The organism is Limnothrix sp. FACHB-406 (assembly GCF_014698235.1).
GTDB lineage: Bacteria > Cyanobacteriota > Cyanobacteriia > CACIAM-69d > CACIAM-69d > CACIAM-69d.
Genome location: NZ_JACJSP010000001.1, coordinates 36,354 through 48,672 on the forward strand (window position 1 = coordinate 36,354; position 12,319 = coordinate 48,672).

The 12,319-nt window shown below is 57.0% G+C and carries 6 protein-coding genes; 2 read left to right on the forward strand and 4 right to left on the reverse strand.

The features are described from left to right. Positions 1–93 precede the first annotated feature (93 nt). From H6G53_RS00130 to H6G53_RS00140, 3 genes are all read right to left on the reverse strand, one after another. The gene (locus H6G53_RS00130) at positions 94–3,105 is read right to left on the reverse strand and encodes an ATP-dependent Clp protease ATP-binding subunit (protein ID WP_190530532.1); all 3,012 of its coding nucleotides are present in this window, start codon (positions 3,103–3,105) and stop codon (positions 94–96) included. Positions 3,106–3,184: 79 nt separating this feature from the next. Beyond that, complete coding sequence (locus H6G53_RS18615) at positions 3,185–4,291, reverse strand: CIA30 family protein (protein WP_190530533.1); 1,107 nt, start codon at positions 4,289–4,291, stop codon at positions 3,185–3,187. Positions 4,292–4,435: 144 nt separating this feature from the next. After that, positions 4,436–5,575, reverse strand: a complete 1,140-nt coding sequence (locus H6G53_RS00140) for an ATP-binding protein (protein WP_190530534.1) — start codon at positions 5,573–5,575, stop codon at positions 4,436–4,438. Between the two features lie 233 nt (positions 5,576–5,808). Between H6G53_RS00140 and H6G53_RS00145 the strand changes: the two genes are divergently transcribed. Continuing rightward, a complete protein-coding gene (locus tag H6G53_RS00145; protein ID WP_190530535.1) occupies positions 5,809–8,781 on the forward strand; it encodes a cation-translocating P-type ATPase in 2,973 nt (990 codons plus the stop codon). Between the two features lie 457 nt (positions 8,782–9,238). After that, complete coding sequence (locus tag H6G53_RS00150; protein ID WP_347343106.1) at positions 9,239–10,921, forward strand: NAD(P)H-quinone oxidoreductase subunit 4; 1,683 nt, start codon at positions 9,239–9,241, stop codon at positions 10,919–10,921. Positions 10,922–11,228: 307 nt separating this feature from the next. Here the strand turns inward: H6G53_RS00150 and ilvC are convergent, their stop codons facing one another. Continuing rightward, entirely contained in the window at positions 11,229–12,221 is a 993-nt protein-coding gene (ilvC, locus tag H6G53_RS00155; RefSeq protein ID WP_099533592.1) for a ketol-acid reductoisomerase, read from the reverse strand. Between the last annotated feature and the right edge of the window lie 98 nt (positions 12,222–12,319).

A 12,319-nucleotide genomic window follows, 5' to 3' on the forward strand; every position in this document is an offset into this window, starting at 1 on the left:
TGACAAGAAATTGGGAGAGATTAGGAAAAATTAGGGTGCGAGAACTGCGGGCGCTTGGCGCAACCGGGAGCAACTTAGCCGCTGCATCAACCCCTAAACCTCATCATCTTCGTCATAGAACCGGGTGGAAAAAACAGGTTCAGACATCTTGCTCGTGGGAATCAGGGGCGGCTGTTCTGGGTCGAGGGAGTCGAGGGCGGGCAAATCAACCACCGTGGGAATGATCGGGGGGTCGGTGGTTGCGTCCTTTGCCATGTCCGCCGGGGCATCCAAGTCCCGATCGGCTACCGTAACGGCAAAGTTATCCCGATCGCCCGCTTCATCTCGATCGAGCGGTTCTTGATCAAGCGGGTCAATTGCTGGGGGATTGAGCACCTCGGGGAGGGTTGACGGCTGTGGTGGGTTTGGCTCCGAATCGGTCGCTTCGGTCGCTTCGTCGGGATGCGCCGTGGGCCGATCGCTGGCCCGTCGAAACACCAAGTTGGTTTGACCATTCACCTCGATCGCTTCCACCTCGATCGTGTCGCCTTCGGTGAATGCGCCGGCCAGGATTTGATCGGCGATCGGGTTTTCCAATTCCTTTTGGATGGCTCGCTTCAGGGGGCGGGCCCCATACACCGGGTCGTAGCCCACATCGGCAATGTAGGTTTTGGCCGATTCAGACAGGGCGATCGCAATTTTTTGATCGGCCAACAATCGCTCAATTCGCTTCATTTGAATGGACACGATTTGGCGCAAATTCCCCTTCGAGAGGGCTTCAAAAATAATCGTTTCATCCACCCGATTCAAAAACTCGGGGCGGAAGTGCGATCGCAAAGCCTTCAACACCCGATCGCGCATTTCGTCATAGCCTTCCTCTTCCAGGCTAGATTTCAAAATATGCTCGCTGCCCAGATTACTGGTCATGATCAAAATGGTGTTCCGGAAATCCGCCACACGCCCTTGGCCATCCGTTAAGCGCCCATCATCCAGCACTTGCAGCAAGATATTAAAAATATCCGGGTGCGCCTTCTCCACTTCATCAAACAAAATCACGGAATAGGGATGCCGCCGCACTGCATCAGTGAGCTGGCCACCCGCTTCATAGCCCACATATCCCGGCGGCGCACCCACCAACCGCAACACATTTTGCTTCTCCATATATTCGGACATATCAATCCGAATCATGGCATCTTCGCTATCAAATAGCAGCTCCGCCAAGGCGCGGGCTAATTCTGTTTTGCCGACCCCCGTGGGCCCCAAAAACAGGAAGGAACCGATCGGGCGGCCCGGGTCTTTCATGCCAGCGCGGGCCCGGCGAATGGCGGCGGCCACGGCGGTGATCGCCTCCTGTTGGCCAATCACGCGATCGTGTAAATAGCGCTCCAGTTGCAAAAGTTTTTGGCGCTCCGATTCCATCAACCGATTAACCGGAATGCCAGTCCATTTCGCCACCACTTCCGCAATATCCGCTTCCGTGACCTGCTCTCGCAACATGGGCACGGCCATTTGCGTTTGGATGGCCAACAATTGGGATTCTTTAGCGGCTCGTTCCTCTTGAATACGCTCTAGGTCACCATACTTAAGCTGGGCTGCCAAATTGAGATCATAGTCCCGTTCCGCTTGTTCAACTTGTTTTTGCAGGGTGCTTTCTTGCTCTTTCAAATTGCCAATTTCATCGAGCAATTCTTTCTCACCCCGCCACTGTTGATCCAGCTCCGTTTGTTGACTCTGAAGGGTGCTAATTTCAGCTTCAATGCGCAGCAGTCGATCGCGCGAGGCTGTTTCGCCCTGCAAGGACAACCGCTCCATTTCCAATTGCCGTAGCCGCCGTTCGATCGTCTCCAGCTCCACCGGCTTGGAGGTGATTTCCATTTTTAATTTGGCGGCCGCTTCGTCCACCACATCGATCGCCTTATCGGGCAAGAATCGATCGGGAATATAGCGATTAGACAGTTGGGTGGCCGCCACCAACGCCGCATCGGAAATCTTCACCCCATGGTGAACTTCGTAGCGCTCCTTCAGGCCACGCAGGATCGAAACCGTCACGTCGATCGTCGGTTCTTCCACCAAAACCTGTTGGAATCGCCGTTCCAGGGCCGGATCCTTTTCCACATGGGTGCGATATTCATCGAGGGTGGTGGCTCCAATGCACCGCAGTTCCCCCCGCGCCAACATGGGTTTCAGTAGGCTGCCCGCGTCCATGGCGCTGCTTTGGCCCGATCCCGTGCCGATGATGGTGTGCAGCTCATCGATGAACAGCACCACGGAGCCGCCCGAGTGGGTCACGGCCCGCAAGACCGATCGCAGTCGTTCCTCAAATTCCCCCCGAAATTTGGCTCCGGCGATCAGGCTGCCCATGTCCAGCACAATTAACCGCCGATTTTTGAGGGATTCCGGCACATCCCCATTCACAATCCGTTGGGCCAAGCCTTCCACCACGGCGGTTTTGCCCACGCCCGGCTCCCCAATCAACACCGGGTTATTTTTGCTGCGGCGTGAGAGCACCTGAATCACGCGGCGAATTTCCTCGTCGCGTCCAATTACCGGATCTAATTTGCCGGCCCGGGCTTGTTCGGTCAGGTCGCGTCCAAAGCGCTCCAGGGCTTCCAGGGGATCTTCTTCTTTGCTCACGCTGTCGCGGGCGGGGCCAGTGGCTTCGCTCGATCGCTCCTGGGCCTTGATGGCGCTGCGAATTTCTCGAATGGCCGCTTCCACATCCTGGGGATCGACCCGTAGCGATCGCAGAATTTTGCGCCCCACCCGATCGTCATCGGCAAAGGCCAACAGCAGGTGATCAATGCCAATTTCCCGATCGCCCCAGGATTCCCGAGCCACATCAGCCCGATCGAGCAGGGCATCTAACCCCCGCCCCAGATAGAGCTGGTCACCCGCGCCGCCCCGGGGTTGCCGCTGGCCAAAATTTTCCAACTGCCGCGCCACCTGGGCCGGATCCAGTTGGGCCCGCTCCAACACCACCGCCGCCGTGTCGTTAATTTCCAGCAGAGCCAAGATCACATGCTCCACCTCCAGGTTCTGCTGGCGCATCCGGCGGGCCACTTCTTGGGAATTAACGATCGCTTCCCAGGCTTTTTCGGTGAATTGATTGGGGTCGGTGGGCTGCATGGATGGCGCTAGGAAAAGTGAGCATGGCCCGATCGTAGTCGATCGGGAGTGCCTACGAGGACGTTGGCTATTTTAGGGGTTAATCAACAGCCTGAAGACAAGTTTGGGCGAGCTGCTCCGCTTGGGCCGGGTCGATCGACTCAGGCGTTGCCAAGACCTGGCCGTTCAGGCCGCTCCCTTGCCAATAGTCCACAAACTCTGGCGCAGCACCGCAGAGGATCCAGCACGAGGGCGTTGCTTGGCCATAGGCGGTGATGGTTTCGATCGCCAGGGAAAACCCACCGGCCTTGAATTTGGGGTTCAAATCCCCGTCATATTCAAACTTGCTCAACATCAACTGCACGGCCCGCAAGGCTCGGGCATCAAACCCGGGCGCATCGGTCAAGGTACGGGCCCGAAACACCGGTCGCAAGGTTCGGAAAGGAATGCGCACCGTTTGCCAAATGTTGTAGACCGTATCAAAAGAGGCGCAGTAGCCAATGCCGTCCCAGCGAGATTCCGCACGCAAAATCAGCTTGTAGCGTTGGCCATCGCCCTTAATGCGCAATTCCAACCCCTCAAAGGCCGACAGATTAATCGGTTCCTGAAAATTGCGGGTGCGAATGGAGGCAAACCCCCCGGAATTGTCGGTGGAAACATTGCCCGCAAACAGGCCATACCCACTAAACAGACGCAGATCGCTGCTGCTGACTCCGCCCATCACCACATCGTCGATCGCCCCCCAAACTTGGGCCAGTTCGGGGCTGGGTTGCCGAAAATCACAAACCATTTGCGGCGCTCGTTGGGGCGCTCGGGTCGCTTGAGCCGCGCGATCGACCCAGGCTTCGGGGGCCGCCGCTCCAAAAATCAAAATTGCCGCCGCCTGTTCGATCGGCGCTTCAGCCCATTGCTCAAGGGTCAGCCAATGGAGTTGGGGATCGGCCGGGAGCCGGGCCCGATCAACTCCCAAGGCCCAAACCTGATAGTTCCGTTGCAAGAGCAAGCGCACCACCCGCCGGCCCACATCCCCACAAGCCCCCCACACCAGGGCGATCGGGCGCGCAGTCTGGGCTAAAGACGGTTCCATCCAATCCACCTTGGCCTGTGTCCCCATCAGTTTTTGTACCCAACCAAAATCACCAATCACGGGAAACACCCCAAAATAGCGCAGGGTGCTGACGAATCGATCAAATGCCCAAGTTGCCATTGGTTTGCGTGGGGTGAATCAACGATTTAGGAAACAATTGGAAACGATTTAGGAAAAGACTCGATGCAGTGGACTGATTGATCCTGTGAACTGTATTGATCCTAATGATTTCCACCAATGCTTTGCGGAACCATGGGCCGTGATTTAGCCCAATCGATGGCGCAACCAAAGGGCCATGAGCGGCAAAGCCACCCGATATCCCAAATCGGGCCCGTAAACCAAGCCCTTTTGTTGCAAGCTGGCCAGGGCCCCTTGCAGGCCGCCCCCCCGCGAAAGGCGGTGTTTTTGGACATATTCCCGCGCATGGGGGCGATCGGTCGGATCCAACGCCAAACTTTCCAGCAGCCGCACTTGGGAATCGGGCAGCAACAACAGCAAGGATTCAAACGTGGCCGACAAGTCCTCCACTAACCCGATCGCCGCGCGATCGACCTGCTCTGCCGTAATCGCCACCGGGGTCGCCGTTGATCGGCCCCGTTGCCCCGCCAACACATCAAGCCAAATCCGCCGGGCCAGGGCGATCGACTCGCCAAAATGGCCCCCCGCATTCAGGGCAAACCGTCGAATCGCCTCTGGAGTCCAATGCAACCCCAGCCGATCGCTCCGTTCCCGCAACCAGGGTTCCAACTCCGCCGCCGACAGGGGAGGCAGCAACAAAATTGCCAAATTGTGATCGGTGACCCACTCATCGGCCGTTGTCGCAATCAGGGCATAGCTCACTCGGGTTTGTCGCTGAATTTCGGCCCGCAAATATTGCTCCCAGCGCCCGTCACGATCCCATGACCTAAGGTGGGGTAAGTTTGCCAAAACCATCACCACTCGATAGTTCAGCCCATCGGCTAACTGTTGGGGCAAGGCCAGCAAAGATTGAAAACTCGCCCATCGATCGGCCGTGGGCGGCAACCGCAGTTCCGGCCGATGACCCCAGCGGATGGCGGCCCCCATGGTTTCGGCCCAGCGTTGCAGGGTTTGGCGCTCCCGTTCTTGGCGGCAGGCTTGCAAAATACCCGTGGCCAAGCAGTCCACCAATCGCTCCGGACTCACGGCCCGCAAGCAATCAATTTCCATGACTTGGGCCCCCAAGCTGGCGGCCGCATAGGTCAAAAGGGTGCGCCGACCAATGCCCGGCACTCCGGCCAACAGCACGTCGCCATCCGCTTGCAGAATTTGACACAACTGCTCCCGATCGCTCACGCGGCCCACCAAATAGGGCGGAATAAAGGGATTCAGCGGGGGGCGATCGGGAAATGCATTCGCAGCCGCCACGGGCGAAAGGATGACCATTTTCACAACCTCAGCCAAACCAGTGACGGACTTCAATCAAGATCGATTGCGATCCTGATAGCACTATATAATAGTGCCAGCCGATCCCGCTGACTCATCTCGCCTTAGGGGATCGCAATTTTTAGCGACCAACGCGACCAAAGCCCATTTGCAAATTTTCTGATCCCAAACCCCGCGATCGCCCACCATCCCACTAGAGCGATCGGGTTTGGTCACCCACCCCCTCCAGATCTATGACTATTGACTCTCCTGCCCGCACGGCCACCCCCAACGCGGCGGCAGCCAAGCCCGTGGCCTGGCATTCCCTGGATCCACAAGCCGCGATCGAGCAGTTGCAAGCCCGACCCGAAACCGGCCTCAGTTCCGCCGAAGTGCGCGATCGGCTGGCCCAATACGGGCCCAACGAACTTGATGACGGCGGTGGCCGCAGCGTTTGGGAAATTCTGTTGGGTCAGTTTGGCGACATCATGTTGCTGATGCTGATCGGGGTTGCCTTTGTGTCCGCCGGCCTGGATTTGTTTGAAGGTTGGCAAAGCACCCAACAGGCCAACCTCAGCTTGGCGGAAGGCTTCCAACAGGGCAAATTTCCCTTTCCCAAGGATGCCTTGGCCATCTTTGTGATCGTGATTTTGAACGGCACGTTGGGCTATTTGCAGGAGAGTCGGGCCGAAAAAGCCCTATCCGCCCTCAAAAAATTGTCATCCCCCCGAGTTCGGGTGCAGCGAGATCAGCAAATCTTGGAAGTGGATGCCAAGGAACTGGTTCCCGGCGATGTGATGTTGATTGAAGCCGGAAACCAGGTGGCCGCCGATGGCCGAATTTTGGAACTGGCCAATCTGCAAATTCAAGAAGCCGCCTTGACCGGGGAAGCCCATGCGGTGGATAAGCAGGTGAATTTGACCCTGGATCCGGAAACATCCCTGGGCGATCGCCTCAACCTGGTGTTTCAAGGCACGGAAGTGATTCAGGGCCGCGGCAAGGTGCTGGTCACGGAAACCGGAATGCGGACGGAACTGGGCAAAATTGCCACCATGATCCAGTCCGTGGAAGCGGAAGAAACCCCCCTGCAACAACGGATGGAGCAGTTGGGCAAGGCCCTGGTCACTGGCTCCATGGTGTTGGTGGTGCTGGTGGTGGTGGGTGGAACCTTTGCCCTGGGCTGGGAAAACTTCCGCAAGCTGTTGGAAGTGTCCCTCAGTATGGCGGTGGCCGTGGTTCCGGAAGGATTGCCCGCCGTAATTACCGTGACGTTGGCCTTGGGAACGCAGCGGATGGTGCGCCGCCATGCCCTGATTCGCAAGCTACCGGCCGTGGAAACCCTTGGCTCGGTCACCACCATTTGTTCCGACAAAACCGGGACGCTGACCCAAAACAAGATGATTGTGCAGGCCCTAGAACTGTGCGATCGCTCCGTGCGGGTCACGGGCCAAGGGTACGAACCCTTCGGCTCTCTGCAACCGGTGGATGCGACGGGCCCAGTGGGTGAGCCGATCGCCGCCGAAACCTTGGCCCAGGAAGCGCCGGACGTATATTTGCTGCTGTCGGCCTGCGTGCTCTGTAACGATGCCATTTTGCAGTGCGACAAAACCGTAACCGATCGGGGCAAGTCGCCTTGGATGATCATTGGTGACCCCACCGAAGGAGGGCTGTTGGCCCTGGCCGGCAAAGGCAACCTGAGCCAAGAAGAGTGGACGAAGCGCTATCCCCGTGCCGCTGAAATTCCGTTTTCGTCCGATCGCAAACGGATGAGCGTGTTTGTGCGCACCGATCAGGCCGGGCCCCTGTCGTTGACAGCCATCACCGGCCCCGCCAAGGTTTTGATGGCCAGCAAGGGATCGCCAGAATTGTTGCTGGAACGGTGCGATCGCCTTCAAAGCGGTGTTGAGGCCCGTCCCCTGACCCCAGCCGATCGAGCCGACATCTTGGAGCGCAATAACGAACTGGCCAGCAAAGGGCTACGGGTCTTGGGCTTGGCCTACAAACCCTTGGATCAACTGCCCCCCGAAGCCAACAATCATTCACCGGAACCGAACGGCTCCGCCACCGACCCCGAACAGAACCTAATTTGGCTCGGATTGGTGGGCATGATGGACGCGCCGCGCCCCGAAGTGAATGAAGCCGTGGCCCGCTGTCGCATGGCTGGCATTCGCCCAATGATGATTACCGGTGACCACCAACTGACCGCCAAAGCGATCGCCCAAGAGTTGGGCATTTCCGCCGAGGGCGATCGGGTCTTGACCGGCACGGAACTGGAAAGGATGACCCAAGGGGAACTGGAAGAAGCCGTGGGCCGCGTTTCTGTCTATGCCCGCGTTTCCCCAGAACACAAGCTGCGGATTGTGAAAGCCCTGCAACACCAAGGCAAAATCGCCGCCATGACCGGCGACGGCGTGAACGACGCGCCCGCCCTCAAACAGGCTAACATCGGCATCGCCATGGGCATCACCGGCACCGATGCCAGCAAAGAAGCCAGTGACATGGTGCTGCTGGATGACAACTTCGCCACGATCGTTGCCGCCACCGAAGAAGGCCGCGTTGTTTATGACAACATCCGCCGCTTCGTGAAATACATCCTCGGCTCCAATATCGGTGAAGTGCTGACGATCGCCAGCGCTCCTCTGATCATCCCCATTTCCCAGGTGGGTGGCGATTTGGTGCCCCTCACGCCCCTGCAAATTCTGTGGATGAACTTGGTCACCGATGGGTTGCCGGCCTTGGCTCTGGCAATGGAACCCGCTTCCCCGGACGTGATGCAGCGGCCACCCCATGCCCCCCACGAAGGCATCTTCGCGCGTGGATTGGGGGCCTACATGGTGCGGATCGGGATTGTGTTTGCGGTGGTCACCATCGTTCTCATGGTTTGGTCCTATAACTATGCCCAAGGCACTGACCACCCCGAAAGCTGGAAAACCATGGTCTTCACGAGCCTTTGCATTGCCCAGATGGGCCACGCTTTGGCCGTGCGATCGGACACGAAGCTGATTGTGGAAATGAATATGTTCTCCAATCCCTATGTGCTCTGGTCGGTGACGCTCACCACGCTGTTGCAACTGGCGTTGGTTTACCTGCCGCCGCTGCAATCTTTCTTTGGCACTTCGGCGTTGGATTTCACGGAACTGCTGGTTTGTCTTGGCTTCAGCGCCCTGATTGTGGTTTGGATTGAGGGCGAAAAGCTGTTCCTCCGTTGGTTCTGGAACAAGCGCTAGGCGATCGGCATTCAGCCGCAAGCAGTGAAATTACTGAAATCACTGGCATGAGCATGATGGGGGGCGATCGCTCCCCTTTTTTTATGGCTTGTTTTTAATGGCTGGTGGCGACCAAGGCCCAAAGCACGATCACCGCGAGCAGAATCACCTCCCTGAAGACAGCGGCCGGTGATCAAAAAATTGCTAAATGTAACGCGATCGCGCCAGTCTTCAGGTCTGCTGAACTGAAAGTTTAGATTTCTTTATCAATTCATGACCAATCACTGACATTCCTGATCATGATCTTGTCAGCAATCTTGAACACCCAAATGGCTCCATAGCAGGATTTCTGGCAAAAATTGCCTAAAATTCCCATTTTTAATTCTTTACTTACAGCAAAAAAGATTTATGAATAACGCTTTACGAAGTCAGTAGAATAGCAACATCCATAAGGCAGTAAGTATTCTTGCTCACCACCATCATGGCGGATCATTTTCCCTGGCTGACCGCGATCATTCTGTTTCCGCTGATCGCGGCCTTCCTGATTCCCCTCCTCCCCGATCGCAACGGCAAAACCGTCCGCTGGTTCGCACTCAGCGTCGGCGTATTGGACTTTCTATTGATGGTCTATACGTTCTGGACGCACTACGACTCCAGCAACTCCAGCTTCCAACTGGTTGAAAAATATCCCTGGCTGCCGCAAATCGGCTTTAGCTGGGCCGTCTCCGTTGACGGCATCTCGATGCCCCTTGTTCTGTTGGCTGGATTCGTCACCACGTTGGCCATGTGGGCCTCCTGGCAGGTCGATCGCAAGCCCCGGTTGTTCTATTTCCTGATGTTGGTGCTCTATGCAGCCCAAGTCGGGGTGTTCGTGGCCCAAGACCTGCTGCTGCTCTTCATTCAGTGGGAATTGGAACTGGTTCCGGTGTATCTACTGGTTTCCATTTGGGGCGGTCAAAAGCGCCGCTACGCCGCCACCAAGTTTCTGATTTACACCGCTGCCGCTTCGATCTTTATCTTGGTTGCTGGTTTGGCCTTGGCCCTGTCCGGCGACGGCCCCGTCACCTTTGACATCGCAGACTTGGCCCTCAAGAACTATTCCTTGGGCTTGGAACTGTTGCTCTATGCGGGTTTGTTGATTGCATTTGGGGTCAAGCTAGCCATTTTCCCCATGCACACTTGGTTGCCGGATGCCCACGGGGAAGCTTCTGCACCCGTGTCCATGATTCTGGCGGGTGTGCTGTTGAAAATGGGCGGCTATGGGTTGATTCGCCTGAATCTGGAATTGCTGTCCGATGCCCACATCTACTTCGCACCGGTACTGGCCATTCTGGGGGTGGTGAACATCATTTATGGTGCTTTCGCTTCCTTTGCCCAAACGAATATGAAGCGCCGCTTGGCCTATTCGTCCGTGTCGCACATGGGCTTTGTGTTGCTGGGCATCGCTTCGTTCACCGACTTGGGGGTCAGCGGCGCAATGCTGCAAATGCTGTCCCATGGTCTGATTGCAGCACTGCTGTTCTTCTTGGCGGGTGTGACCTATGACCGCACCCACACCCTGGCGATGGATCAAATGCGCGGCATGGGTCAACTGATGCCGAAGGTGTTTGCGCTGTTCACGGCGGGGGCGCTGGCTTCCTTGGCGCTGCCGGGGATGAGCGGTTTTGCCAGTGAGCTGGCGGTGTTTGTTGGGTTCACCAGCAGCGATATCTATAGCTCCACGTTCTGCACGGTGACGGTGTTCTTGGCTGCGGTGGGTGTGATTCTCACGCCGATTTATCTGCTGTCGATGCTGCGTCAGGTGTTTTACGGCACGAGTGCGGATCTGGCTTGCGAGGTGGGCAATGCGGGCCTGCAAAACCAGGATGTGGAAGGCGCAGTTTGTTTCGGTACCGATTGCGTGTTGCCGGATCAGGCCGTGTTCCGGGATGCCCGGAAGCGTGAGGTGGCCATTTCGATGGCGTTCCTGATTCCGATCGTGGCGATCGGGGTGTATCCGCAACTGGCCACGAAGGTCTATGACGTGAAGACGGTGGCCGTGAACTCGCAGGTGCGGGAGTCTTACACGATCGCGAAGGCCAATCCTGAGTTCTTTGCCCAGGGTCTGTTCCAACGGTCGATCGCCCAGAAGGTGGCTCAGGCTCCGACGCTGGCGGAATAGGGCAGTGGAACCGGGTTGGAAAATGCCCGGTTTCGCCGCTCGGTCAATTCATTGGTTAACTGAGTTAACTGAATAGACTTCGATCGGGGGCGATCGCTATCTCAAGAGGATGGTCGATCGCCCCCGATTCAGTTACCAGATCCGCAAAAATACAGCCCTAAAAAATTACAGATCGAAAAAATACAGATCAAAAAAGGGAGCCGATCGACTCCCTTGAAAGCTATCTTTTCAAGCCGCATCCAGACTCATAAGCCTGGATTAGTCATGATTAATTTGCTAAAGACACCCTAGGAAATTCCTGGGAATCCTATTTCTGCATCCAGCTAAACATGGCCCGCAGATCCTTGCCGACTTCCTCGATCGGGTGTTCTGCTTCCCGACGACGCATGGCCGTGAAGCCAGCCTTACCGGACTGATTTTCCAACACGAAATTGCGGGCGAAGGTTCCATCTTGGATATCCTTCAGCACCCGACGCATTTCATCCTTGGTTTCGTCAGTGATGATGCGGGGGCCCGTCACGTAATCACCGTATTCCGCCGTGTTGGAGATGCTGTCGCGCATCTTGGCCAAACCGCCTTCCACCACCAAGTCCACAATCAGCTTCACTTCGTGCAAGCACTCGAAGTAAGCCAACTCGGGCTGATAACCCGCTTCCACCAAGGTTTCAAAACCTGCCTTGATCAGGGCGCTCAAGCCACCGCAAAGCACCGCTTGCTCACCAAACAGGTCGGTTTCCGTTTCTTCGCGGAAGGTGGTTTCCAAGATGCCGCCGCGCGTGCCGCCGATGCCCTTGGCGTAGGCCATGGCCAGGTCACGGGCCTTGCCGGTTGCGTCTTGATAAACCGCAAACAGAGCAGGCACGCCTTGGCCTTGCTCATAGGTGCGGCGCACCAGGTGGCCGGGGCCCTTAGGAGCCACCATCACCACGTCCACATCGGCGGGGGGAACCACTTGGCCAAAGTGAATGTTGAAGCCGTGGGCGAAGGCCAACAATTTGCCCGCGCTCAGGTTCGGCAGAATTTCGTTGCTGTAAACGGTCTTTTGCACTTCATCGGGCAGCAGAATCATGATGAAGTCGGCACGCTTGGCGGCTTCGGCCACGGACACGACTTCTAGACCGGCTTCCCGCGCTTTGGCGGTGGATTTGCTGCCTTCGTAAAGGCCGACAATGACGTTTACGCCGCTATCTTTGAGGTTAAGGGCGTGGGCATGGCCTTGGGAGCCATAGCCGACGATCGCGACGGTTTTGCCGTTCAGCAGGTCTAGGTTTGCGTCGTTGTCGTAGTACAACCGAGCCATTTGATTTCTCCTTCGGACGTGGGCCGTGCAAGGGGCATTGCAAGTGTTCGATCCTAGCGCAAAACGGCACGGGAACCGTTGGCCCGGCTCAGGTTGCC

What these genes read in the sequence shown, in the direction of transcription:
- H6G53_RS00130 (WP_190530532.1), bottom strand. Translation starts at nt 3,105, where the DNA reads ATGCAGCCCACCGACCCCAATCAATTCACCGAAAAAGCCTGGGAAGCG.
- H6G53_RS18615 (WP_190530533.1), bottom strand. Translation starts at nt 4,291, where the DNA reads ATGGCAACTTGGGCATTTGATCGATTCGTCAGCACCCTGCGCTATTTT.
- H6G53_RS00140 (WP_190530534.1), bottom strand. Translation starts at nt 5,575, where the DNA reads ATGGTCATCCTTTCGCCCGTGGCGGCTGCGAATGCATTTCCCGATCGC.
- H6G53_RS00145 (WP_190530535.1), top strand. Translation starts at nt 5,809, where the DNA reads ATGACTATTGACTCTCCTGCCCGCACGGCCACCCCCAACGCGGCGGCA.
- ilvC (WP_099533592.1), bottom strand. Translation starts at nt 12,221, where the DNA reads ATGGCTCGGTTGTACTACGACAACGACGCAAACCTAGACCTGCTGAAC.